The following is a 25,131-nucleotide window of genomic DNA, read 5'->3' as shown; positions in this document are numbered from 1 at the left end:
ATATGTTGATCCCGCCCTTAGGGCCTCCGGGCCCCCAAGGAAAGGAGGCTCGGAAGGAGCGGCGGCGCGTCAGATGATGCCGCCGCGATCCTCCAGGAATTCGCTATCGCTGCGCCGGCCCGGACTTTGCTGGACGGGCACGTCCTGCCGCTGCGGTGCCTTGGCCGGCTTGATCTCTTCTTCGCGAATCGTCCGCCGCGGCTCGCTTTCGGGCTTGAAGGCCTCCCAGATGATCGAGGCCTTGGGATCGGTGCCCGGCCAGGCGCCATAGACGCGCCGGCCCGACTGGCGATCGATGCGCACCATGCGCACACCCTTTGGCGCGGAGAACGGGATCGGCTGGCGATCGGCGAGCGCCGCGTGCGCGAAATCCTTGAAGATCGGCGCGGCGTAGCTGCCGCCCTGGGCATAGCCGCCCATGCTGCGCGGCTGGTCGAAACCGATATACATGCCCGCAACCACGTCGGGCGTGCCGCCGACGAACCAGACGTCGTTCGGGCCCGAGGTCGTCCCGGTCTTGCCGAACAGCGGGACATCGAGGTCGCGCAGCCGCACCGCGGTGCCGCGCTGGACGACGCCTTCGAGCATATGGACGACCTGATAGGCGGTAATCGGGTCCATCAGCTGCTTGCCGGACTTGGCGAAGCGCGGCATCGGCCGACCGTCCCAATCCTTCATGTTGCAGCCGTCGCAAGGTTTCCAGTTCTTCGGAAAGATCACCTTGCCGCGGCGGTCCTGCGCATAATCGATCACGCGCGGCTTCAGTTCGCGCCCGTGATTGGCGAGCATCGCATAGGCGTTGGTGATCTTTTCGACCGTCGTCGATCCGGCGCCGAGCGCGGTCGAAAGATAGGGTTCATGCTTGCCGATGCCCATCCGGCTGATCATCTCGACGACCGGTTCCATGCCGACGAGGCTTGCCGTGCGCACCGTCATCAGGTTGCGCGACTGTTCGAGGCCCCAGCGCATCGTATGTTCGCCGCTGCCGCCGCTGCCGCCGAAGTTGCGGAAGCATTTATTGCCCAGCGCCGCGCCCTGATAGACGCAGAAGGGCCCGTCGACGATCATCGTCGCGGGGGTCATGCCGTTGTCGAGCGCGGCGGCATAGACGAAGGGTTTGATCGTCGAGCCCGGCTGGCGTTCGGCCTGCGTCGCGCGATTGAAGGACGACAGGCGGACGTCGAAGCCGCCCTGCATCGCATAGATCCGACCCGAATGCGGGCTTTCGACGATCATGCCGCCCGATACCTCGGGAATATTGCGCAGCGCGTAGCGGTCGCCCCCGGTCGATTTGACGACGATTAATTGGCCGGGGCGCATCGCCGAAAAGGCGCTGCCGCCGGTCTTGCGATAGCGCATCCCCGCGGCGCTCGCGGGCAGGCGCCCGGTCTCGCCGTTCGAAAAGCCGATCCGCGCCTCGCTCCCCGATTTCGAGAGCACCGCGGCAACGCGCCAATTGTCGTAATCGATGCCGATGAAGCTCGATGCGAGGCGGCTCTGCCACTGGTCGTCGGTCTCGATCGTTGCGATCGGCCCCGACCAGCCCTTGCCCGCGTCATAACGCTGGAGCCCCTTGCGCAGCGCCATCGCCGCGGCCTCTTGCATCGCGCCGTCATAGGGTGTGCGCACCCAGAGCCCGCCGGCATAGACGCTGTGGGGGCCGTCCTCGGCGGTTTCGCCGAATTCGGCGATCAGCTGGCGCCGGACCTCTTCCATATAATAGCCGCCGACCTGCGCGACCGCGCGGTTGCCGCTGTCGGTCAGGCCGAGCGGCATCGCACGCGCCGCGTCGCGCTGCGCCGCGGTGATCCAGCCATTATCCTCCATCGACCCGAGCACGAAATTGCGCCGCGCAAGCGCTTCGCTTTCGAAGCGCGTGCGGCCGTATTTCTCGGGCGCTTTGGGCAGGATCGCGAGGAAGGCCATTTCGTGGAGCGCAAGCTGGTCGACATCCTTGTCGAAATAGGCGCGGCTCGCCGCCTGCACGCCGAAACTGCGGCGGCCGAGCGGGATTTCGTTGAGATAAAGTTCGAGAATCTGTTCCTTGGTCAGCGCATCCTCGATGCGCATCGCGAGGATCGCCTCGCGCACCTTGCGGCGATAGCTGAGCTCGTTGGTAAGCAGCAGATTCTTCGCGACCTGCTGGGTGATCGTCGAGGCGCCGATCGGACGCCCGCTGCTGGTCAAATTGGTGACGATCGCCGAGGCGATGCCCGGATAATCGATGCCGCCGTGGCTGAAGAAGGTCTTGTCCTCGGCGGCAAGGAAGGAGCGCACCAGGAGCTGGGGATATTCGCTATAATCGAGTTGGACGCGGCGTTCGCGGGCATAGGCGTGAACCGGTTTGCCCTCGCCGTCGCGGACCATCGTCGGCAGCGGCGGCTCATAATCGCGAAGCTGGTCGACGGAGGGCAGGTCGCGCGCGAAGACCGCCCAGATCAACGCGATGCCAAGCAGCCCGGCGAGCGCGAGATAGCCGAGCCAGCGGAACCAGCGCCGCGTCCACATGTCGCGCAGCCAGGCGATGACGGCATTGCCGTCGCGGCGGAGGCGAAGGCGGAAATCGGGCGGACTGTCGGCGGCCATATGTCCCCGCCTCTAAAGCCTGTGTCGCGGAAAGGAAAGCATGGTTGCGGCGAGGCGGGCTATGACGCGTTTTCGGTGAGGTCGAGCAGCGCGGTGCGAAGCATCGCGGCCACTTGGGCGGACGCCGCGCCCGCTGAAACACGATCTTCTTCGTAAAGCATCTCATCGACCGCGAAGCCGATCTCGACCGCGAGCCGCAGCCGCGGCCACAGCGTGTCGCGGTCGATGCCGGGAAGATATGGAAGGCACGCGTCCGTCAGCCGGCCGGCGACATGCCGATGCGATTCGAGCCGGACATGGACGAGTTGCGGCGAGGCGTGGAGCGACCGCAGGATCCACACCGCCCCCGGCTCGGCGCGCGTCACCGCGGCATTTTCGGACAGAAGTTCGTCGATATGGTCGGCGATGCCGGCGATTCCCGCCGGCCCGTGGCGCGCGAGCCAGGCGTCGAGCACGGCGTTCTGGCGCTCCATCAACCGCCGGCCGAGGGCTTCGAGCACGGCGTATTTGTCGCCGAAATAGCGGTAGAGCGCGGGCGGCGTCAGCCCGGCGCGCGCCGCGATCATGTTGGTCGAAATCCGCTCGATTCCAACCTCTGCGAGCAATTCGCCCGCGACGTCGAGCAGCCGTTCGCGCGTCTGGCGCGCGCGGTCCTGCTGCGGCGGACGGCGCTCCGCGAGCGTCATCGCGCCCGGCCGCGCGCGCTGACCGGCCAGATGTCGATCAGCGTATCGCCGGAGACGACATGGTAGAAATCATAGAGATTCACCGTCGGGTCGCAGTGCGGCACGGTCAGGCTGACGGGATCGCCGGGCTGCAATGCCTTCCCGATTTCGGGCGCGATAAGCGCGGCATGCTCGTCGCCCATGAAAGCGAAGAAGGCGGTTTCGGGCGCGCCGCGCCGGACCACCGCGACGCCGCCATCGGTCGAAAGCGACTTGTATCCGGCGTCGATCGTGACGAGACCGCTGTGGTTCGCGCTGACGACGCGCGCGTCGACCGACAGCGAAACCTCGAACGGTGGCTCACTGTCTCCGGTCAGGTCGCAATCGAGATATTGCTTGTCCATGAAGACATAGGATCCCGCCTGCAACTCGGTGAAGACGCCGAGGTCGAGGTCGATCCGGTGCGTGCCGGTGCCCGACCCGGTGACGAGGCTGGGCGCGAACCCCGCATCGGCGAGCGCCGCGATCATCTCCTGCAAATAGGCGGTGCGCTCGACGATCGCGGCGCGGCGGTCGGCGTAGCTTTCGATATGCTGCTGCGACCCGCAGTAAAACTGCACGCCGCGATATTGAAGGTTGGGCGACCGATCGATCGCGCGAGCCAACGCGATCGCGGCCTCGGCCGACGCGACGCCGGTGCGCGCGATGCCGGGGTCGATGTCTATAACGACGTCGAGCTTTGCTTCGGTCTCGGCCAGCGCCGCGTCGATGCGCTCCGCGATATCCGGATGGTCGACCACCGCCATCAACCCGTCGGCACTTGCCGCGAGCTTCGCCAGCCGCTCGATCGCGGCCGGTGCGGCGACGGGCGAGGTGATGAGGATGCCGGTTACCCCGCCCCCGGCGAGAACCTCGGCCTCACCGATCTTCGCGCAGCAGACGCCGACTGCCCCCGCCGCGATCTGGCGCTTGGCGATGTCGACGCTCTTGTGCGTTTTGGCGTGGGGACGGAGCGCGACGCCGCGCTCGCCCGCGAGCGCCGCCATGCACCCGATATTGCGGTCGAGCACATCGACGTCGAGGATAAGCGCGGGGGTGTTGAGGTCGGCGCGCGAGCCTTGGCGGCCGATCAGATGGGCGTGCAGCGTCCGGTCGTCACTCATGCAAACAGGGCCTCCAGATGCGGGTTCAGATATTTTCCGTGCGGATCCGCAGCGCGGCGCACCGCGATATAGCGGCTCGCCATCGGATAGAGCGCGGCGACGTCGGCGCGGCTCAGCGTGTGGCGCTTCGCCCAATGCGGCCGCCCGCCCGCGCCGCGAAAGATCGCCTCGGCCTCAGCGAACAGCGCGGCCCAGGGCATTTTCGCATATTGGTGCATCGAGATCGCGGCGACCGGGCCGGCATTCATCGGGCTCATCCATATATCGTCGGCGGCGACGGTGCGATATTCGAACGGAAAGGTGACGGGCAGCCGTTTCCTGCGAATCCAGCCGACGACCTCGTCCAATGCCTCGAGCCCGACCGCGCGCGGCATCTCATACTCCATCTCCTCGAAGCGGATCGTGCGGTCGGAGGGGAAGATGTTGTGCGCGGGCCCGCGGCGGCGGCCCGAAATGCCGCTTTTCATCATCAGGCGCTGGAGAAAGGGGGTCAGAAACGGCAGCCGCGCCGAAATGTCGAGAATGCGGCGGAAGGTCGCTTCCTCCATGTCGGTCGTGCTCGGCGGCGGGTCGCACGGATCGCAGAGATCGAGCGTCTTCAGAATCACATCGTCGCTGTGCGGGAAGAACCAGAATTCGATATGGCGATGCTGCCGCGCCAGTTCGTCATAGCTTTCGCGGATTTCAGCCCAGCGGCGCTTTTCGATCCGTTCGGCGAGATGAAAGGCGGGAACGACCGCGACCTCGATTTCGGTCGCGACCCCGAACAGCCCGAGCGACAGGCGCTGCGCCTGATAGAGGTCGGCGTTGGTGTCGGCATCGCACCAATGCGCCTCGCCCTCGGCATCGACGAGCCGGTAACCGCGCGCAAAGGTCGATAGCGAGCCGAGGCCGACGCCGGTGCCATGCGTCCCCGTCGCCATCGCGCCGGCGATCGACTGCGGATCGACGTCGCCCTGATTGGCGAGCGCCAGCCCCTCCTCCCACAGCGCCGCGGTCAAGCGGCGGATGCTCCAGCCCGCGGGAATGCGGGCGGTCCGGCGATCGGCGGCAATGCGGATCGCGCCCGCCATGGCGTCGAGGCTGACGATCAGCTCGTCCGATTCGCACAAAGGCATGAAGCTGTGGCCGGCGCCGGTGACGCGCAGCTTGGTGGCGCTGCGGACGAGCGCGGCCAGTTCGTCCTCGCTCTCCGGACGCGCGACCGCGGCGCTCGCGCTGACGCTGCCCGACCAGTTGTTCCACGCCATATGCCTCTCCCGCAGCCAGCCCCGTGAAGCTGTCGCGACACAGAAAGTTAGTCAAGACTAACTTTTTTGGGAAGCGGCGCTCAACGCTCGGCGATCTGCCGCGCGAAGTGGACCTGTACCGCCTCGCGGACGCCGCGCGCGATCTTCTTCTGCCCGGCGGGCGAGACGAGGAATGCGACGTCGTCCTTGTTCGAGACGAAGCCGGTTTCGAACAACACCGACGGGGTATCGGGCGCCTTCAGCACGATGAAGGAGGCGAAGCGGTGCGCGGTGGTGCGGAATTCGACCTCGTCGGACGCCTCGCGCTGGAGCAGCCGCGCGAAGTCGGAGGCAAGGTTCATCGTCTCACGCTGGGTGAGGTCGAGCAGGATCGCCGATACATCGCCGCTGTGCGCGCCGAGGTCGACGCCATTGATGATATTCGCCTTGTTTTCGCGCGCCGCAAGCCGCGCCGCCTCGCGGTCGGAGGCGACTTCGGCCAGCGTATAGATCGATGCGCCGCTGGCATCCTGATTCTCGGCGGCGTCGGCGTGAACGGAGATGAACAAATCGGCCTTCAATCGCCGCGCGATACCGTAACGCTCCTCGAGCACGAGGAAGCGATCGTCCGCGCGTGTGAGCGCGACGCGCACCCGGCCCGAGGCGAGCAGATCTTTGCGGATCGCACGAGCGAGCGCCAATGTGATGTCCTTTTCGCGGCTGCCATCGTGCGGCGAGACCGCGCCGGGGTCGTGCCCGCCGTGCCCCGCGTCGATCACGACCAGCGGCAGGCGGGCGTCGGCGGGGCCTTCGATGCGCGGCAGCGCCACCGCGGGCTTGGGCTTTCCGATCGGGACCGTCACGCTGTAGCGTTTTTCGGGGCGTCTGGCGCGAAAGCCGGTGAACGGCTGCAATTCGCCGTGCCGGGCCCGCGATGCCGGGTCGAATTTGCCTGCGGCGACCGGACGCGGGTCGACATGGATCGCGCCGGCGGAGCCCGGCAAGGCTGCCGAGGGGGCTGAGATCAGGCCAATCAGGACGAGCAGCGGGCTCATGGCGCGTCTATGCCGTCCAAGGCGCGCGATGGTCCAGCCTTATCGGCGTGAACGCGATGGTTTTCTTGCAACACCTCCGCGCCATCCTATCTTTCTGGGGTGGTTGTGGTTGCCGTCGGCCTGTGCCGATGCTAGCACGCCATCACTGACGGCGTCGTTCCCGGTGCCGTCCGGCCTTTTGAGGGGAAGGCCTGCTCCGCGAATATGCGGATCATGGCCGCCTTGGCGCCGGACATATTGGGAAGGACATGCCTGCCGCCAGTCCACCCGGTTGACCGGACAGTCGGGGCGTTAGCCACACGCCCGCCCTGCCCGCCCGCTCATCCCGTAACAGGTTGATGCCGTATGAGGCTTGCCATGCCCTCTTTAAATCCCGACGCGGGCGCTTTCGCCCCGGTCGTCGCCGGATTTGAAGACCGCATGCGCGTCCAGGACCGGACGCAGGCTCCTTTCGGCAATAACGTCTTTTTTTCTTTCACCCGTATCCGCCGCGGCTGTCCGCAAGGAGAGTTAGCGGGATTTTTTGAGGGCGCGCCGAGGCGCGCTTGGAGTGTATCTAATGACCACGCGCATGTTGATCGACGCGCGGCACCGGGAAGAAACCCGGGTCGCCGTCACCAAGGGCAACCGAATCGAGGAGTTTGATTTCGAGTCCGCCGAGCACAAGCAGCTCAAGGGCAACATCTATCTGGCCAAGGTTACCCGTGTCGAACCGTCGCTTCAGGCGGCGTTCGTCGAATATGGCGGCAATCGCCACGGCTTCCTCGCCTTTAGCGAAATCCACCCCGACTATTACCAGATTCCGAAGGAAGACCGCGACGCGCTGCTGCGCGAAGAGGCCGAACATGCCGCCGCCGCCGCGCAGCGCGCCGAGGAAGACCTCGACGAACTCGAAGGCGATGTTGCCGACGTCGAATATCACGACGAAGACGAGAATGGCGACGCCCCGGCGCCCGAAACCGTCGGCGAGGACGATGATTCGGGCGAGGACGATGATTCCGACGAAGACAATGGCGACGCCGAGGAAGGCGAAAGCGAAGAGGGCGCAGAAGGGGCCGGGGACGGCCGCGGCGATCGCCGGGGTCGGGGCCGCGGGCGCGGCAACAACAATCGCAAGGGCGGCCGCGGACGCAGCCGCCGGGGCGACGACGAAGACGGTGAAAACCGCATGTCGCTGCGCCGCCGCTACAAGATTCAGGACGTCATCCGTCGCCGTCAGGTGATGCTGGTCCAGGTCGTCAAGGAAGAACGCGGCAACAAGGGCGCTGCGCTCACCACCTATCTGTCGCTCGCCGGCCGCTATTGCGTGCTGATGCCGAACACGATGCACGGCGGCGGGATCAGCCGCAAGATTTCGAACGGCGCCGACCGCCGCAAGCTCAAAGCCATGATCGACGAGCTCAACCTGCCGCCGACGATGGGCTGTATCGTCCGCACCGCGGGGATGAGCCGCACCAAGGTCGAGATCAAGCGCGACTTCGATTATCTCGCGCGCCTGTGGGACGAGATTCGCCAAAAGACGCTCGAATCGAGCGCACCGGCGCTGGTCCATTCGGACAGCGACCTGGTGAAGCGCGCGATCCGCGATATTTATCATAAAGACATCGAGGAAGTGCTCGTCGAAGGCGACGAGGGCTACAAGGCCGCGAAGCAGTTCATGAAGCTGCTGATGCCGAGCCATGCGCGGCGCGTGAAGCAATATGCCGACCCCGTCTCGCTCTATCAACGCTACGGCGTCGAGGATCAGCTCGCGGGGATGCTCAACCCCGTCGTCCAGCTGAAATCGGGCGGCTATCTGGTGATCAACCCGACCGAGGCCCTGGTGTCGATCGACATCAACTCGGGCCGGTCGACGCGCGAACATAATATCGAGCAGACCGCGCTCAGCACCAACCTTGAAGCGGCGGCCGAAATCGCCCGCCAGCTGCGCCTGCGCGACATGGCCGGGCTCGTCGTGATCGACTTCATCGACATGGATCATGGCTCGAACGTCCGCAAGGTCGAACGCGCGATGAAGGATGCGCTGAAGAACGATCGCGCACGCATCCAGGTCGGCCGCATCTCGGGCTTTGGCTTGATGGAAATGAGCCGCCAGCGCCTGCGCACCGGGGTGCTCGAAGCCTCGACGCGCCCATGCCCGCATTGCGAGGGCACCGGCCTCGTCCGCACCGCCTCGTCGGCGGGCCTCAGCGCGCTGCGCCTGATCGAAGAGGAAGCCGCACGCGGCAAGGGCAACAAGATCACCCTGCGCGCCAGCCAGGAAGCGACCTTCTACCTCCTCAACGAAAAGCGCCGCGAACTGCGCGAGATCGAAGAACTCTACGGCGTCACGGTCGAAATCCTGCCCGACGGCGAGACCGAGGGTGCGCGCATGGCGGTCGAGGTGAGCGGCCCGCCGCCGACCCAGCGCCGCAGCTTTGCCCCGATCGCGCCGATCGAGGATGACGACGACGACGATTATCCCGAGGACGAGGAAGAAGAAGCCGAAGAAGAGACCGCCGACGAACGGCCCGCGCGGTCGCGCGAACGCGCTGGCGAAGATGGTGATAGCGACACCGACGGCGAGGGCCGCAAGCGCCGCCGCCGCCGTCGTCGCGGCCGCCGTGGACGCCGCGACGAGGAAGGCAATGAGATTGCCGAAGGCGGCGAGAACGGTGAAGATCGCGCCGACGATACCGCCGAGACCGAAGAAGCCGACGTCGCGCCGGCCGAAATCGTCGAGGTTGCTGCCGATGTGGAGGCCGAAGAAGCCGAAGCCAAGCCGCGCCGCCGCCGTGGGGGCCGCGGTCGCAAAAAGGCCGATACGGCGGAAACCGCCGATGAAGCCATGGTCGAGGCGGAAGCGGCACCCGTAGAGGTCGTCGAAGTCGCCGAGGCCGAAGCCGCAGAAGCACCGGTCGCCGAGGAAAAGCCGAAGCGCAAGCGCGCGCCGCGCAAGACGAAGGCCGCTGCGGCTGCCGAGGCCGAAGCCGCAGAAGCCGCGGCACCGGTCGCCGACGTTCCGGCCGAAGCCGCCGTCGAAGCCGAACCCGTCAAGCCGGCGCCAAAGAAACGCGCGAGCCGCGCCAAAAAGGCCGTCGCCGCCGAAGCCGCTCCCGAAGCTACCACGACGCGCGAGGCCGAACCGGTCGCCGCCAATGGCGACGAGGATGGCGAAGGCGTAGGTCCCGACGGCGAACCGCGTCGCGGCTGGTGGCAACGCACGTTCGGCAATTGAACGGCGGCAACTGATCGCGGAAATCGCACGCTGACCTTGCGTCCGCGCGCGCTGAACCCCAATAAGCCTTTATGGCTTCACTCGGGGTTCAGGCGCGCGGCGCAAGAGAGGCGGGGATGACCGCTTTCCCGCCGCAACCTGTGCCCGGGGCGCCAGGGCCGCGCCCCGTTTTCCGTATCCTGCTGACCTTGCTCGCGATGCTTGCGGTCGCGATGCGCCCCGCGATGGCGCAGTCGATCCTGCGCGATGCCGAGACCGAGGCGCTGTTTCAGGACATGATGGACCCGCTGCTCGTCGCGGCGGGGCTTCAGCCGGGGCAGGTGCGCGTCCACCTGCTCGGCGACCGCAGCATCAACGCCTTTGTCGCGGGCAGCCAGGACATCTATGTCTTCAGCGGGTTGATCGAGGCGGCCGACACCGCCGAAGAGGTACAAGGCGTGCTCGCGCACGAACTGGGCCACGTCATGGGCGGCCATGCCATTCGTGTGAACGACGGCGCCAAGGCGGCGACCAATATTTCGCTGCTCAGCCTGCTGCTCGGCGCCGCGGCGATCGCCGCCGGCGCGGGCGAAGCCGGCATGGGCGTCATGATGGCGGGACAGCAGGCCGCGATGGGCAAGTTTCTCGCTTTCAGCCGCGTCCAGGAATCGACCGCCGATGCGGCGGGCGCGCAATATCTGTCGAAGGCCGGGATCAGCGGCCGCGGCAGCCTCGCCTTCTTCAAGAAATTGCAGAATCTCGAATTCCGCTATGCGGTGAAGCAGGACGATGATCAGGCCTATGGCCGCACCCATCCGATGTCGGGCGACCGCATCCAGACGCTGCGCGAGGTCTATGTCATCGATCCCGCGTGGAACAAGCCCGCCGACCCCGCGATCGAAAAAAGATTCCAGCGGATCAAGGCCAAGCTGTCGGGCTATATGTCCGAGCCCGAGCGGACACTGCGCAAATTTCCCGAGAGCAACAGCAGCATCCCCGCACGCTATGCCCGCGCCTATGCCTGGCACAAGAGCGCCTATCCGCAAAAAGCGCTCGCGGAAGTCGAGGGGTTGCTCGCCACTGACCCGAACGACCCCTATTTCCTCGAACTCGAGGGCCAGGTGCTGCTCGAATCGGGGCGCCCCGAGGAAGCGATTCCGCCGCTGCGCAAAGCGGTCACCAATTCGCGGTCGCAGCCGCTGATCAGCGCGACGCTTGGCCATGCGCTCATCGCCACCGAGGATCCCGCCAATTTCCCGGAGGCCGAACGGGTATTGAAAACGGCGGTCGCGCTCGACAACCAGAATCCGTTCGCCTGGTATCAGCTCGGCATCGTCTATGCGAACAAGGGCGATCAGGCGCGCGCGGCGCTCGCCTCGGCCGAACGCTATAGTCTTGAGGGTGGACAGGCGGGGCTCGCGCTGCGTAATGCCGAAATGGCGATGCAGGGACTGCCCCAGGGCTCCCCCGACTGGATCCGTGCACAGGATATTTCGATGGTGGCTCGCGCCGAGGTGGAACGCGAGCGCAAACGGCGTTAGTTTAGGAAAGACAAGGGGCGATGCGTCGCAATGATGTGATGCTCGAGGGCGATACGTGACCGACAAAAAAGACGATTATTATCAGCCATGGCTGCGCGATCCCGCGCCGACGCCGGGCATGGGCGCGCCGACGCGTGATGAAGGATTGGCGAAGCCGAAGGAAGAGCCGCCCGTCGGCATCGATCTGACGCGATATAGCAAGCCCGAGAAGCCGCGCGGCGAACCGCTGGTGAAGCCCGAGGCGATCAAGGCGGGCGCCGCGAGCCTGTGGGCCCGCATCAAGAGCGGCGCCGGGGCTTTTGCCGGCTGGACGATCCGCATCGGCGAACGCGCCGACATCCCCGCACGCGTCGAGGCGATGGAAATCCCGCGCCGTTCACGCGAACTCGCCGCGAAAACCGGGGCAGCAACCGCAAGCGCCGCCCGCGCCGCCGGGCGCGGATCGTCACAGGCGGGCCGCGCCGCGGCCAAGGCGGGCGGCGAAGCCTGGGAGAAGATGGCGCTCGGCGACAAGGCCCGGAAGCTGTCGAGCGACGCCGGGCGCGGGCTCGGTGAGGTCGCGGGTAAGACCAAGGCCGGGGTCGTCGATATCGCCAAGGCCGGCAGCGACAGCCTTCGCGAGCAGATTGGCGACGCCGCGACCAAGTTGCGCCCCGCGCCGCGCGAGGAACTTGCGCCACCGCCATCGGGGCTCGAACAATTGCTCGCGCGCGAGGAAGCCGAAGCGAAAGCCGCCACGACCGCGGCCGCCGCGCCCGACCTGCCGCTGTTCGCGGGCGACGCCGCGATTCCGGCCATGGCGAAGCCCGCTCCGGAAAACATGGCGAGCATGATGGAAGGCGACGACCGATCGCCGATCGCCCCACCGGCGAAAAAGCCCGCGACCGCCAAAGCGATGGCGTCGCCGTATTTGCCGCAAATCAAGGGGACCGGGATGGAAGGCGTTTCCACGCGCATATGGGGTCTGGCGATCGGCGGTCTGTTGCTGCTCGCGCTCGTCTTCTGGCTCGGCGGGCGTTTCGGCGGCGGGATGAGCAAGAGCGAGGTCGGGACCATCGTCGCCGACTACATCAAAGCGAACCCGCAGATCATTCCCGAGGCGCTCGAAGCGCAGCGCAAGGGCGAAATCGCCAAGGCGATCGACGCGATCCGCCCGGCGCTCGAAAAACCCTATGCCGGCGCGTGGGCGGGGAATGCCGACGGCGACGTCACGCTGGTGGTGTTCACCGACTATGCCTGCGGTTTCTGCCGCGCGAGCGTGCCCGACGTCGACCGGCTGATCCGCGAGGACAAAAGGCTGAAGGTCGTGTTCCGCGAGCTGCCGATCATCGCGCCGCAGAGCCGCGACGCCGCGATCATGGCGCTCGCCGCCGCGCGGCAGGGCAAATATGACGCCTTCCACCATGCGATGTTCCAGGCGTCCTCGCTCCAACCCGCCGCCATCGCTGCAGCGGCTGCAAAGGCCGGCGTCGTCACCGACGGCAGCGCCGATGCGACCGCGAACGAGGCATTGTTCCAGCGCGAACTCGACAGCAACCTCGCGATCGCGACCCAGCTCCAGCTCAACGCCACCCCGACGTGGGTCGTCGGCAACCAGCTGTTCCAGGGGCAGATCGGTTACGACGCGCTGCGGCAGGCGGTCGCGAAAGCCCGCGCGGCAAAAAGCTGAGCTGACGGATTTGGCGACCGTCACGCTCGACCAGGCGCTCGCCAACGCCCGCCAGCTTCTGAACGGCCAGCCCGACGCGGCGCTGGCGCAGGCGCGGGCGATCATCGACGAAGTGCCGACATCATCGGCGGCGCACCGGCTTGCCGCGCAGGCGCTGCGCGCGCTGGGTCGTGAGGAAGAGGCAGAGGCGGCTTCGCTCGCCGCAGTTTCGGCAGCGGTGCACGACGAGGCGATGGTCGCCGCGGCGCTCGCGCTGGCCGAAAACCGCCTCCCCGATGCCGAGGGCGCGCTGCGCGGGCGGCTGCGCGAGGATGCGACCGACGTCGCGGCGATCCGCATGCTCGCCGAAGTCGCGGGGCGGCTCGGGCGTTATGAGGACGCCGAAAAACTGCTGTCGCGCGCCCTGCAGCTCGCGCCCGGCTTCGGCGCGGCGCGCGCCAATCTCGCCACGGTCCATTACAAGCAGAACCGCTTTGCCAAGGCGGCCGAAACCCTCGAAGCCGTGCTCGGCGACGATCCCGACAATCCGGCGCACGCAAACCTCCGCGCCGCTGCGCTTGGCCGCATCGGCGGCTATGACGAGGCGCTGGCGCTCTATGCGGAATTGACCCGCCGTTTCCCCGATCATGCCAAGCTGTGGATGAGCTACGGTCATATGCTGAAGACGGTCGGACGGCAGGACGACGGCATCGCCGCCTATCGCCACGCACTCGCCGCCGATCCGGGGCTCGGCGAAATCTGGTGGAGCCTCGCGAACCTCAAGACGATCCGCTTCGGAGCGGAAGAGCGCGCGGCCATGGAAGCGGCGCTTGCCGCCGCTGACCCGACAAGGACGCAGACAGCACTTGTTGCCGCCGAACCCGACAGCGATGCGCGCGCCGACGACCGGCTCCACCTGCATTTCGCGCTCGGCAAGGCCTATGACGATGCCGGCGAGCATGGACCGGCGTTCCGCCACTATGCCGCGGGCAACGCCATTCGATCGGACCAGCTCGGCTATCGCGCCGCCGAAACCAGCGCGGCGGTCGACGCGATCATCGCCGCCTGCACCCCCGAATTCTTCGCGGCGCGCGCGGGCGCTGGCAATCCGGCGCCCGACCCCCTCTTCATCCTCGGCATGCCGCGCGCGGGATCGACGCTGATCGAACAGATTCTTAGCTGCCATTCGGCGATCGAGGGCACGATGGAGCTGCCCGACATTCCGGCGCTCGCCCTCGGGCTCGGCCGCGAGACGAAGCAGGACGGCCGCCGCTGGATCGAGGCGCTGGCCGAAGCGCCGCTTGCCGACCTTGGCGCCGCCTTCCTCGAACGCACCGCGGTGCAGCGCAAGACGGACAAGCCCTTCTATATCGACAAGCTGCCGAACAATTGGCTCTACACCGCCTTCATCCGGCTGATCCTGCCTAACGCGAAGATCATCGACGCACGGCGCCATCCGCTCGACTGCTGCTTTTCCAACTTCCGCCAGCATTTCGCCAGGGGGCAGGCGTTCAGCTACGGCCTTGGCGATGTCGGTGCCTATTACCGCGACTATGTGCGGTTGATGGCGCATATCGATGCAGTCCAGCCCGGCCGCGTCCATCGCGTGATCCACGAAACCTTGCTCGACGACCCCGAGGCCGAAGTCCGCGCGATGCTCGCCTTTCTGGACCAGCCGTTCGAGGAGGCTTGCCTGAGCTTCCACGCCAATGCGCGCGCCGTGCGCACCGCATCGAGCGAGCAGGTGCGCCGCCCGATCAACCGCGACGGCGTCGGGCAATGGCAACCCTATGAAAAATGGCTCGACCCGCTGAAAGACGCATTGGGACCCGTGCTCACCGCCTACCCGGCCGTGCCCGCCGATTTCCGTTAAGCGATCCCGCGACAAAACGTTGCCTTTCGGCAACAGCCCGCGACATTTTCGACCAACGACCGCCGCGCCGCGCAACAATGCTTGCGCTTGCGCCGTGCTGCGTCATTCTCCGTCACATGACTGTCATTTGAGGGGGATCTCATGCGGAAGCTATCGACAGTATTCACGACCAGCGGCGCTTTTCTGCTCGGCAGCACGATCCTGTGCTCGTCGGGGACCGCGCTCGCACAGCAAACCAACACCAACGACGACCGCGACATCGTGGTCACCGCGTCGAAGCGCGAACAGAATTTGCAGGACGTGCCGCTCGCGATCACCGCGATCGGCACCGAACGGCTCGACGAACTGCAGGTCAAGGAATTCCAGGACCTCGTCAAATTCCTGCCGTCGGTAACGATCCAGACCGCCGCGCCCGGGTTCAGCCAGGTCTATTTCCGCGGCGTCGCGTCGGGCGAGAATGCCAATCATTCGGCGTCGCTGCCGACGGTCGGCACTTACCTCGACGAAATGCCGATCACGACGATTCAGGGCGCGCTCGACATCCATGCCTATGACCTCGCGCGCGTCGAGGCGCTCGCCGGGCCGCAGGGCACGCTTTACGGCGCGAGTTCGATGGCGGGCACGATCAAGCTCGTCACCAACCGGCCCGACACCAGCGGCACCTATGGCGAAGTCGGGGTCGAGCTCAACAATGTCGCGCACGGCGATTTCGGCGGCGTCGTCGAAGGCTTCATCAACGCCCCGCTCGGCGAGCGCGCGGCGCTGCGCCTCGTCGGCTGGTATCGCCATGACGCCGGCTATATCGACAATATCGCGGGCAGCCGCACCTATCCGATCAAACGCTATGTCGGCGACGACCTCGTCGACCTGCCCGGCGACGACATCGTCCAGACCAATGCGGGGCTGGCCGAGAAGAATTACAACGACGCCGACACCTATGGCGCGCGCCTCGCGCTCGGCATCGATCTCGACGACGACTGGACGTTGCGCCCGACGATCATGGGCCAGATCCAGAAAACCAACGGCAGCTATGCGCAGGAACGATCGAACGCGGTCACCGGCAAGCTCCAGACGGTCCAATACAACCCCGAATCGTCGAAGGATAAATGGCTGCAGGCGGCGCTGACGATCGAGGGCAAGCTGGGCAATTGGGACCTGACCGTCACCGGCGGGCATTTGCGCCGCAAGACCGATGTCGAAAGCGATTATTCGGACTATGCCTATTTCTATGACGCGCTCTATGGATCGGCGGTCTATCTTTACGACAATGCCGGCGACCAGATCAGCCCGAACCAGTATATCGAGGGCATCGACCGCTACCGGCGCAATTTCTTCGAAGCCCGCGTCGCGTCGCCCGCCGACGCGCGCATCCGTTTCATCGGTGGCGTCTTCTGGCAGCGGCAGAAGCATAATATCGAGCAGCATTATATTATCGACGGCCTGTCCGACGATCTCGAGGTCCCGGGCACGGTCGACAATATCTGGCTGACCAAGCAGATCCGCGTCGACCGCGACTATGCCGCGTTCGGCGAGATCAGCTTCGACATTACCGACCGGCTGACGCTGACCGGCGGCGGCCGCGTGTATAAATATGACAACAGCCTCGTCGGCTTCTTCGGCTACAACAATCCCGGTTTCAGCGGCAATCCGGTCTATGCGTGCCAGGCGCCGGCGGTGGTCGACGGGTCGCCCTGCACCAATCTCGACAAAAGGACGAAAAAGACCGACTTCATCCACAAGCTGAACCTGACCTACAAGTTCAGCGACGATGCGCTCGTCTATGCGACCTGGTCGCGCGGTTTCCGTCCCGGCGGCATCAACCGGCGCGGTTCGCTGCCGCCCTATGGGTCGGACACGCTCGACAATTATGAATTCGGGTGGAAGACGAGCTGGGGTCCGGTGCGTTTCAACGGCGCGATCTACCAGCAGGACTGGAACGACATCCAGCTGTCGTTCCTCGGGCTCAATGGCCTTAGCGAAATCCGCAATGCGGGCGTCGCGCGGATTCGCGGGATCGAACTCGACCTCGGTTACCGGCAGAATGGTTTCTCGATCAACGCGGGGATGAGCTATAACGACGCCGAAATCCGCCGCGATTTCTGTGCGATCGCCAATGACGCCTTCGACTGCACGCTGCCGGGTGCCGACGGCGCCGACAATGCGTTGCTCGCGCCGAAGGGCGCCGGCCTGCCCATCACGCCAAAGTTCAAGGGCAATATCGTCGCGCGCTACGAATTTCCGGTCGGCGATCTCGGCGCGCATGTCCAGTTCGCGGTCAACCATATCGGCAAGAGACGCAGCGACGTTCGCACGCTCGAAAACGGCATCAAAGGCATGTTCGACGCCTATACGACCGCCGACGTCAGCGTCGGGGTGAAGGGCGAGAGCTGGAAGGCCGAGCTCTTCGCAACGAACCTGTTCGACAGCAACGGCGTCATCAACGCCGGCGTCCAGTGTCTCGAAACCACCTGCGGCGACCCCGACGGGCTGACCGACAATGGCGGCGTCTTTTACGACACGGTGGTTCGCCCGCGCCTGATCGGGATCAAGGTCAGCAAGGAATTCTGACCGGGTGACCGAACTTTCGACCGGCAGCGAAAGGCCGGGCCGCAAGCTCGGCCTTACGATGTGCATCGCGCTCGTCATGGGCAATATGATCGGGTCGGGGGTGTTCCTGCTCCCCGCCAGCCTCGCGCCCTTCGGCTGGAACGGCGTCGCCGGGTGGGCGATCACGATCGCGGGGGCGCTCGCGCTCGCTTTCGTCATCGCCCGGTTGACCGTCGCCTTTCCTGCCGCAAGCGGGCCGACGGGCTTCGTCGAGCGCGCCTTCGGGCGCGTTCCCAGCTTTATGATCGGCTGGGCCTATTGGGTGTCGGTGTGGACCGCCAATGTGACGCTTGCCGTCGCGGCGGTCAGCTTCCTCAGCCTCTTCGCGCCGGCGCTCGGCGATCATATGGCAATCTCGACGATCGCGCTCATCTGGCTCGTCACCGCGATCAACTGGCAGGGCGCGCGCGCGGCGGGGCGCTTCCAGATCGTCACGCTCGCGATCAAGCTGATCCCGCTCGTCACCATCGTCGTGCTGATCCCCATTGCTTTCGGACGCGGCGAGCCCGTGGCGATCACCCCCTTCCCCGCCGAAGGCCTGTCGCTCACAGCGGTCAGCGGCTCGGCGATCCTGACTTTATGGGCGCTGCTCGGTTTCGAATCGGCGAGCGTCGCCGCCGACAAGGTGGCAAACCCCACGGTCACCATCCCGCGCGCGACGATCATCGGCACCCTCGCGACCGGCGTCCTCTACCTGATCGTCTGTTCGGCGATCGCGCTGATGCTCCCTGCCGCGGCGGTCGCGACGTCGGAAGCGCCCTTCGCGCTGTTCGCCGAAACCTATTGGGGGCACGGCCCAGCGGTGTGGATCGCCGCCTTTGCCGCGGTGAGCGCGCTCGGCGCGCTCAACGGCTGGACGCTAATCCAGGCCGAACAACCCGCGCGCCTTGCCGAACAGGGGCTGCTTCCCGCCTGGTTCGCGAAGACGAACCGCCACGGCACCCCCGCCGCGGCGCTGCTCGTATCGAGCGCGATCGCGACCGGCTGCGTCATCCTGAACAACAGCAAGTCGACCAGCGAGATGTTCACCTTCATGGCGATCCTCTCGACCTCGGTGACCTTGTGGCTCTACCTCGCCTGCGCCGCGGCGGCGCTGCGCTTGCGCGTCGCGATCCCGGTGGCGCTCGCGGGGCTCGCCTATGCGATATGGACGCTGTGGGGCGCCGGGATCGGGGTCAGCGCGATGAGCCTGATCCTGATGGTCGCGGGGCTGCCGCTCTACATCTGGACGCGATGGTCAGCGCCAGCGCGGCGCGAAGAAACCCCGGTCGCGTAGGATGACCTGCGCCGCATTATGCCCCGGCGCGCCGGTGACGCCGCCGCCCGGATGCGTGCCCGCGCCGCACATATAGAGGCTCTTCACCGGCCCGCGATAGCCGCCGTTGCCGAGCACGGGGCGCGCGGCCCATAGCTGATCGAGGCTCATATTTCCGTGCATGATGTCGCCGCCGACGAGGCCGAATTTGCGTTCGAGCCCCTTGGGCGACAGGCGCGTCTGGGCGATGATGCTGGCGCGGAAACCCGGGGCGTGTTTTTCGACCGTATCGATGATGCAGTCGGCCGCGGCTTCTTCCTCGTCATCCCAGTCGCGGCCGCCCGGCAATTCAGGCGCGAACTGCTGGCAGAAAAGGCTGGCGACGTGGCAACCCGGAGGCGCAAGGCTGTCGTCGACGGTCGAGGGGATCAGCATCTCGACGATCGGCGCCTTCGACCAGCCGAACTGCTTCGCGTCGAGGAAGGCGCGGTCCATATAGTCGAGCGTCGGCGCGAGAATGATCCCCGACTGGTGGTGCTCGCCGGGTTCGGGAAGGCAGGTGAACTTCGGCAGCTCGGACAGCGCGACATTCATACGGAAGGTGCCGCTGCCCGCCTTGAAGCCCCTGATCCGGCGCTGGAAGTCCTGTGGCAAGTCGGCCGCGTCGATCATCCGTTCGTAGAGCAATTTCGGTCCGACGTTGGCGATCACGCGCGCTGCGGCGATCTCTTCGCCGCCCACGAGCTTGACCCCGACCGCCTTGCCGCCGTCGACGAGGACCTTGTCGACCGGGCTTTCGAGGCTGATCTCGACACCCATGTCGCGGCAGACCTTCGCCATGATCTCGGTGATCTTGCCCATGCCGCCGACGCTGTGGCCCCATGCACCCTTCTTGCCATTCACCTCGCCGAAGACGTGGTGGAGGAGGACATAGGCGCTGCCCGGCGTGTCGGGGCTGGCGTAATTGCCGACCACCGCGTCGAAGCCGAAGGCGGCCTTGACCGCCTCGCTTTCGAACCAGCTGCCCAGCATCGTGCGCGCCGATTTCGTGAACAGGTCGAGCACGTCGCGCTGCTGTTCGAGGCTGAGCCCTGCGAAGCGCCGCCCCTGCCGCGCGCCGTCGAGCAGCGTCCGCAGCCCTTCGCCGACATTGGGCGGGACGCGGAGCGCGAGGTCGCGGAGCAGTTCGGCGACATTTTCGAGCGCGTCATAATATTGCGGCAGCATCTCGGCATCGCGGACCGAGAATTTGCGGAATTCGGCCTGCGTGCGTTCGAGCCCGCCGCCGAGCTTCAGATAGGTTCCATCCTCCTGCGGCAGGAAGTTGCTGATCGGGCGTTCGATGACGCGATAGCCATGGTCCGCGAGCTTCATGTCGGCGATCACCTTCGGCTGGAGCAGGCTGACGGTGTAGCTCGCGACCGAATTGCGGAACCCCGGCGCGAATTCCTCGGTCACCGCGGCGCCGCCGACGACGTCGCGCGCCTCGACGATGCGGACCTTCAGCCCCGCCTGGGCGAGATAGAAGGCGCAGACGAGGCCGTTGTGGCCAGCGCCGATGATCAGCGCGTCATAGGCTTTGGTCATGGAAATTCTTTCGCGAGCGGGGATTGGACATGCTGGCGTCCGAAGCCGAGGCCGAGGATGCGGCCCGGGATACGGCGAAGCAGCGGAATGCGGTCGAGCAGGCGGACCGCGAGCGGGACGCGCGTGATTTCACCGCGCAGCATCGGTTCGATGATATTCCGATGCGCGAAACGCTGGAGCGCCTGCATCCGCGTGGTGGGTTTCCAGCGGCGCTCCTGCACCTTCGTCAGCAACGGGTCGGGATCGGCGCCGGCGGCGAGCGGCGCGGCGAGAATGTTCGCGGCCGCGACCGCATCCTGCACCGCGAGGTTGATCCCGACGCCGCCGACGGGTGACATCGCGTGCGCGGCGTCGCCGATCGCGAGCAGGCCGGGGCGCGACCAGCGCGTCAGCCGGTCGAGCGCGACCGTAAGCAATTTCACGTCGTCAAAGCTGGCGATCGCATCGATCCCGGCGCCAAGGCCGGGGACGAGGCCGACTATATTGTCGCGGAAGGCGGCAATGCCCTTTGCCTCGATCGCCGCGAAGCCGCCCTTTTCGATCACCTGCGCGCATTGCCAATAATCGCCGCGCGGGATCGCGACGACCATGCCGCGCCGGTCGATCGTGCCGAGTGCGACCTCCGACATATCCATGCCCGCGGGCACCGGCACGCGGAACCACAGCACGTCCATCGGCGCACCCAGATCCTCAAGCGGCAGTTCGGCGGCGTCGCGCAGCACCGAACGGCGCCCGTCGGCGGCGATGACGAGTCGGGCGGACAAGGTCTCGCCGCCCGCCAGCGTCACGCCGCTGACGCGCCCGGCGGCGTTATAGGTCAGCCCGGTCGCCTCGGTCGACATGCGGAGGTCGAAGGTCGGGTAACGCCTGCCCTGCCCGGCGATGAAATCGAGCAGGTCCCATTGCGGCATCATCGCGACGAAGCGGGCCGCGACGGGCAGATGCTTCATCGTCGCGATCGTATATTGGCCCCCCAGAAGATTGAGCGTCATCGTGTCGATCGCGGCGTGCGGTTCCTTCAGCAATTCATCGAGCAATCCGATCTCGTTGAACAGCTCGAGCGTCGAGGGGTGCACGGTGTCGCCGCGAAAGTCGCGGAGGAAATCGGCGTGTTTTTCGAGGACGGTGACGGGCACACCGGCGCGCGCGAGCAACAGGCCCGCGACCATACCGGCGGGACCGCCGCCGACGATGATGACTGGTGGGGAATCTGCCACGCTAACCTCCGTTCGTGTCGAGCGAAGTCGAGACACCCCGAAGGCGCGCGCCACCGATGGGCATCTCGACTTCGCTCGATGCGAACGGGGATATTATTGTCATGCCCTGCTCCACCCTGCGGCCGGCGCCCTCTCCAGCCGCGCCTCGGGAATGATCTCGCGCATCCGCGAACAGAAATGCTTGAGGCACACTTCCTTGTCGCTGAGCGGCCCCATGGTGAAGCTCTTCGACGCCATGCCCAACTGCACGCGCGTGATCAGTTCGGTGTCCTCGGCGTTGACCTGGCGGTTGATGCGCCAGTTGAGGTAGCGCGCCGCCTTCATCTCGCGGCGCTGCTCCTGGGAATAGGCATCGGGGAGGACATAGCTGATCTCGCGGATCAGGCACGTCGTCGGCCCGGTCGGCAGCCACTGCATGAAGTCGATCTGGTCGGGATAGATGTCGAAGGCGACATTGGGCCACAGCTTGAAATAGAGCCAGTGGCGCTGGTTCGCTTGCGGCAAGTGCGGGACCGGCGGCAGCAGCCGCTGGTACATGCGTTCGGACCAGTTCGCCGACGGCCGGTCGATCAGATCGCCCCACATGCGGTCGACATTATCCTCGGCCTCGACACCATAGCTTTTGCCGAACAGGCGGGTGAGGCCGGGGTGCGCGACGGGGATGTGGAGGCCGTCCGAATAATTGTCGCCGACATTCTTCCAGTTCACCTCGCGCGGACGGAGCGTGACGCGGCCGAGCGCGCCGAGCTCCTCGAAGCGATAGGGCGCGATCTGCGCTTCATAGGGCGCCATCATGGCGGCGACCGAAGGGCCGCCATCGTCGGCGAGCCGCACGAACCAGAAGCCGCGCCATTGCTCCAGCCCGACGGGGACGAGCCCCGCCTTGCCCTTGTCGAGCGTCGGATAGCTCGCCGAATCGGGGACGCCCGCCAAGCGGCCATCAAGTTCATAGGTCCACGCGTGATAGGGGCAAACGAGCTTTTTCGCGCAACCCGCCGCGCCATCGACGAGGCGCGAGCCGCGGTGGCGGCAGACGTTGGTGAAGGCGCGGACGATGCGGTCGGCGCCGCGCACGACGATGACGCTCTCGCCGCAATAATCGATGCTGTGCCAGTCGCCGACGTTCGGAATGTCGCTGTCGTGGCACACGACCTGCCAGCTCGGGCGGAAAATCCGTTTCATTTCCACCGCATGGAAATCTGGGTCGCTATAGGTCCAGGCGGGCAGCGACCAACCGTCGAGCGGGTCGATATTCGAATCGCGAAGGGGCGCAGTTGCCATGTATCGTTCCTTATTATACATATGTATAACAATATGACCGCCGCTCGCCAAGCCTTTACGCGCGAAAGCGCCGGTGCCCGCCGGGCGGACCTGATCGAGGCGACCGCTGCGGTGCTCGCCGAACATGGGCTGGTGGGGACGAACGTCCGTGCGATCTGTGCGAAAGCGGGGGTGTCGCCCGGCCTTTTGCGTCATTATTTCAGCGGTATCGGCGATCTGGTCGCCGCGACCTATCAGGCGACGAGCGACCGGATGGACGCGATTTTCGCCGACGCGGTCGAAAGCGCAGGCAGCGACCCGCGTGCGCGGCTGACCGCCTACCTCACCGCCAGCTTCCGCCCGCCGGTGACCGACCCCGAACTGCTCGGCGCGTGGACCGCCTTCTGGGCGCTCGCGCGCAGCGATACGCGCATGTCGGCGATCCATGCGACAAGTTACGCGGGCTATCGCGCCCGGCTTTGCGAATTGCTGCGAGCGTGCGGTGCGCGCGATGCCGAACGGCTCGCGATCATGCTGACCGCGATGGTCGACGGGCTGTGGCTCGAATTGTCGCTCGACGCGGCGAGCTTTGGCGCCGAGGCGGCGGTCGAGATGGTCGAGCGGGCGGTCGCGGCATTGCTGCCTCGCTAGCCGGCCCCTGCGAAGGCAGGGGCCCATCATCGGCCGATGCGTCCTTTCGCAAAGCGGCTGTTTAGGACGCCATCTCGGGTGATGGGCCCCTGCCTTCGCAGGGACACGCGATCATTTCGACAAATCGCGCAGCAGGCTATCCCAATGCGCGAGCGCGGGGGCGATCGCGGCGACGGGGACGCGCTCGTTGAGGCCGTGGGCGAAGCTGTCGCTCGCTTTCGAGAAGAGCCCCGCGACGCCGTAGCTCGGCACGCCTTGCGCGCGGAAATGATAGCTATCGGTCGCGCCCGCACTCATCGACGGGATGATCGGCAGGCCGGGCGCGCGGGCGTGCACCGCCTTCGTCACCGCCGCCATGACGTCGGGGCGCAGCGGCGAGGCGTCGCTGGCGCTGGCGTCGGGATCGGTGTTCACCTTGACCGCGGGGTCGGCGATGATCTTTTCGAGCTCGGCGCGAACCGCTTCGACCGCGACACCCGGAAAAATGCGGCAGTTGATGTTCGCGGTGGCGCGCTGGGGCAGCGCATTTTCGGCATGGCCGCCCTTGACCAGCGTCGGCACGCAAGTGGTGCCGATCTGGCCGACATATTCGGGCTCGGCGCGGATCTTCGCGATGGCCGCCGCGTCGGCGGGGTTGGCGGCGAAGGCCTTCAATGCCGCGCCGATCTCGCCGCCGACCTGATCGGCGACGATCGGCATGCCGACCTTGGTCAGCTCATTCTGCTGCGGCGCGAAGCGATAGGCGCCGACCTTGGCGAGCGCATTCGCGAGCTGGACGATCGCATTGACGTCCGAAGGACGCGAGCTGTGGCCGCCGGGATTGGTGACTTCGAGCGTGAAGTCGGCATAGGTCTTTTCGCCCGCCTGCAGCCCGTAATATTGCGGCTTGCCGTCCTCGGCGATCAGCCCGCCGCCACCATCGCCGTTCAATGCAAATTCGGCATTCTTATATTTGGCGGCAAGCGCGCGCGTCGTCGTCATCGAGGTTTCCTCGTCGCCCGACAAAAGCAGGATGATCGACCGCTTCGGCTTGAAGCCGTCCTGTTTCAGCTGCGCCATCGTCGCGACCATCATCGCGATGTCAAACTTGTTGTCCTCCGACCCGCGCCCGAAAATATAGCCATTCTCCTCGACCGGCACGAAGGGGTCGCGCGTCCAGTCCTTGGGGTCGGCCTCGACGACGTCCATATGGCCGAGCAGCACGATCGGCTTTTGCTTCGTCGTGCCGGCGAGCGTCGCGGCGAAGGTCGCGGTCTCCCCCATCGGGGTGATTTCGATGTCGCTGTCGGCATAGCCCGCCGCCTTGAGCACCCCCGCATAATAGGCCGCGAGTTCGGGCACCTTGCCACGGCCCTCGACGGTCGGGATCGCGACGCTGTCCTTGAGAATCTTCTTCGCCACGTCGGGATCGGCGGGCTTGGCGTGGACGGGCGCGGCGGCGAGCAGGGCGGCGGCGAGGGCGAGCGGAGCGGTAAGGTTGCGCATGGCAACCGACTATGGCGAGTCCGCTAGGTTGCGCAAGCATCAGAATTTGCTGTGCCCCTGCGAAGGCAGGGGCCCATCATCGACCGTCCGAACTCAGCGCCCATCGGTTCAGC

The 25,131-nt window shown here is 66.2% G+C and carries 16 protein-coding genes; 7 read left to right on the top strand and 9 right to left on the bottom strand.

The window, feature by feature from the left end:
* Positions 1–69 precede the first annotated feature (69 nt).
* The 5 genes from GGR90_RS15580 to GGR90_RS15560 form a co-directional block, all read right to left on the bottom strand.
* On the bottom strand, positions 70–2,586 hold the full coding sequence (locus tag GGR90_RS15580; protein ID WP_167922312.1) for a penicillin-binding protein 1A: 2,517 nt from the start codon (positions 2,584–2,586) through the stop codon (positions 70–72).
* A gap of 59 nt (positions 2,587–2,645) precedes the next feature.
* Entirely contained in the window at positions 2,646–3,272 is a 627-nt protein-coding gene (locus tag GGR90_RS15575; RefSeq protein ID WP_167922311.1) for a TetR/AcrR family transcriptional regulator, read from the bottom strand.
* Positions 3,269–4,414, bottom strand: coding sequence for a DSD1 family PLP-dependent enzyme (locus GGR90_RS15570; protein ID WP_167922310.1), 1,146 nt, complete (start codon positions 4,412–4,414; stop codon positions 3,269–3,271). The genes GGR90_RS15575 and GGR90_RS15570 overlap by 4 nt, the downstream gene beginning before the upstream one ends.
* On the bottom strand, positions 4,411–5,664 hold the full coding sequence (locus GGR90_RS15565; protein ID WP_167922309.1) for a D-arabinono-1,4-lactone oxidase: 1,254 nt from the start codon (positions 5,662–5,664) through the stop codon (positions 4,411–4,413). The genes GGR90_RS15570 and GGR90_RS15565 overlap by 4 nt, the downstream gene beginning before the upstream one ends.
* Positions 5,665–5,744: 80 nt before the next feature.
* Entirely contained in the window at positions 5,745–6,698 is a 954-nt protein-coding gene (locus tag GGR90_RS15560; RefSeq protein ID WP_167922308.1) for an N-acetylmuramoyl-L-alanine amidase family protein, read from the bottom strand.
* A gap of 559 nt (positions 6,699–7,257) precedes the next feature.
* Here GGR90_RS15560 and GGR90_RS15555 point away from each other — a divergent pair.
* The 6 genes from GGR90_RS15555 (at position 7,258) to GGR90_RS15530 (ending at position 18,839) form a co-directional block, all read left to right on the top strand.
* The gene (locus GGR90_RS15555; RefSeq protein ID WP_209023804.1) at positions 7,258–9,915 is read left to right on the top strand and encodes an Rne/Rng family ribonuclease; all 2,658 of its coding nucleotides are present in this window, start codon (positions 7,258–7,260) and stop codon (positions 9,913–9,915) included.
* A gap of 116 nt (positions 9,916–10,031) precedes the next feature.
* The gene (locus tag GGR90_RS15550; protein WP_209023803.1) at positions 10,032–11,435 is read left to right on the top strand and encodes a M48 family metalloprotease; all 1,404 of its coding nucleotides are present in this window, start codon (positions 10,032–10,034) and stop codon (positions 11,433–11,435) included.
* Positions 11,436–11,490: 55 nt separating this feature from the next.
* Positions 11,491–13,104 (top strand): thioredoxin domain-containing protein, encoded by a 1,614-nt coding sequence (locus tag GGR90_RS15545; RefSeq protein WP_167922307.1) that lies wholly within the window; start codon positions 11,491–11,493, stop codon positions 13,102–13,104.
* A 10-nt stretch (positions 13,105–13,114) separates the two neighbouring features.
* A complete protein-coding gene (locus GGR90_RS15540; RefSeq protein ID WP_167922306.1) occupies positions 13,115–14,956 on the top strand; it encodes a tetratricopeptide repeat-containing sulfotransferase family protein in 1,842 nt (613 codons plus the stop codon).
* Between the two features lie 141 nt (positions 14,957–15,097).
* A complete protein-coding gene (locus GGR90_RS15535) occupies positions 15,098–17,524 on the top strand; it encodes a TonB-dependent receptor (protein WP_167922305.1) in 2,427 nt (808 codons plus the stop codon).
* Between the two features lie 58 nt (positions 17,525–17,582).
* Positions 17,583–18,839, top strand: coding sequence for an amino acid permease (locus tag GGR90_RS15530; protein ID WP_167922576.1), 1,257 nt, complete (start codon positions 17,583–17,585; stop codon positions 18,837–18,839).
* Here GGR90_RS15530 and GGR90_RS15525 read toward each other — a convergent pair.
* The 3 genes from GGR90_RS15525 to GGR90_RS15515 form a co-directional block, all read right to left on the bottom strand.
* Complete coding sequence (locus GGR90_RS15525) at positions 18,801–20,405, bottom strand: phytoene desaturase family protein (protein ID WP_167922304.1); 1,605 nt, start codon at positions 20,403–20,405, stop codon at positions 18,801–18,803. The genes GGR90_RS15530 and GGR90_RS15525 overlap by 39 nt on opposite strands.
* A complete protein-coding gene (locus GGR90_RS15520; protein WP_167922303.1) occupies positions 20,402–21,622 on the bottom strand; it encodes an FAD-dependent oxidoreductase in 1,221 nt (406 codons plus the stop codon). Before GGR90_RS15520 ends, GGR90_RS15525 begins: the two co-directional genes overlap by 4 nt.
* A 99-nt stretch (positions 21,623–21,721) precedes the next feature.
* Complete coding sequence (locus tag GGR90_RS15515; RefSeq protein WP_167922302.1) at positions 21,722–22,903, bottom strand: aromatic ring-hydroxylating oxygenase subunit alpha; 1,182 nt, start codon at positions 22,901–22,903, stop codon at positions 21,722–21,724.
* 33 nt (positions 22,904–22,936) lie between these two features.
* Between GGR90_RS15515 and GGR90_RS15510 the strand changes: the two genes are divergently transcribed.
* A complete protein-coding gene (locus tag GGR90_RS15510) occupies positions 22,937–23,533 on the top strand; it encodes a TetR family transcriptional regulator C-terminal domain-containing protein (protein WP_245198720.1) in 597 nt (198 codons plus the stop codon).
* Between the two features lie 111 nt (positions 23,534–23,644).
* Here GGR90_RS15510 and GGR90_RS15505 read toward each other — a convergent pair whose 3' ends face one another.
* Positions 23,645–25,018 (bottom strand): M20/M25/M40 family metallo-hydrolase, encoded by a 1,374-nt coding sequence (locus GGR90_RS15505; protein WP_167922300.1) that lies wholly within the window; start codon positions 25,016–25,018, stop codon positions 23,645–23,647.
* Between the last annotated feature and the right edge of the window lie 113 nt (positions 25,019–25,131).

The sequence above is a fragment of the Sphingopyxis italica genome (genome assembly GCF_011926545.1).
Taxonomy (GTDB): Bacteria; Pseudomonadota; Alphaproteobacteria; order Sphingomonadales; family Sphingomonadaceae; genus Sphingopyxis; species Sphingopyxis italica.
The sequence above is the reverse complement of the archived record's forward strand: the minus strand, read 5'-3'. Positions and strand labels throughout refer to the sequence as shown.

Coding starts and splice junctions, on each gene's coding strand:
- GGR90_RS15580 (WP_167922312.1), bottom strand. CDS start 2,586: ATGGCCGCCGACAGTCCGCCCGATTTCCGCCTTCGCCTCCGCCGCGAC.
- GGR90_RS15575 (WP_167922311.1), bottom strand. CDS start 3,272: ATGACGCTCGCGGAGCGCCGTCCGCCGCAGCAGGACCGCGCGCGCCAG.
- GGR90_RS15570 (WP_167922310.1), bottom strand. CDS start 4,414: ATGAGTGACGACCGGACGCTGCACGCCCATCTGATCGGCCGCCAAGGC.
- GGR90_RS15565 (WP_167922309.1), bottom strand. CDS start 5,664: ATGGCGTGGAACAACTGGTCGGGCAGCGTCAGCGCGAGCGCCGCGGTC.
- GGR90_RS15560 (WP_167922308.1), bottom strand. CDS start 6,698: ATGAGCCCGCTGCTCGTCCTGATTGGCCTGATCTCAGCCCCCTCGGCA.
- GGR90_RS15555 (WP_209023804.1), top strand. CDS start 7,258: ATGACCACGCGCATGTTGATCGACGCGCGGCACCGGGAAGAAACCCGG.
- GGR90_RS15550 (WP_209023803.1), top strand. CDS start 10,032: ATGACCGCTTTCCCGCCGCAACCTGTGCCCGGGGCGCCAGGGCCGCGC.
- GGR90_RS15535 (WP_167922305.1), top strand. CDS start 15,098: ATGCGGAAGCTATCGACAGTATTCACGACCAGCGGCGCTTTTCTGCTC.
- GGR90_RS15530 (WP_167922576.1), top strand. CDS start 17,583: ATGTGCATCGCGCTCGTCATGGGCAATATGATCGGGTCGGGGGTGTTC.
- GGR90_RS15525 (WP_167922304.1), bottom strand. CDS start 20,405: ATGACCAAAGCCTATGACGCGCTGATCATCGGCGCTGGCCACAACGGC.
- GGR90_RS15515 (WP_167922302.1), bottom strand. CDS start 22,903: ATGGCAACTGCGCCCCTTCGCGATTCGAATATCGACCCGCTCGACGGT.
- GGR90_RS15510 (WP_245198720.1), top strand. CDS start 22,937: ATGACCGCCGCTCGCCAAGCCTTTACGCGCGAAAGCGCCGGTGCCCGC.
- GGR90_RS15505 (WP_167922300.1), bottom strand. CDS start 25,018: ATGCGCAACCTTACCGCTCCGCTCGCCCTCGCCGCCGCCCTGCTCGCC.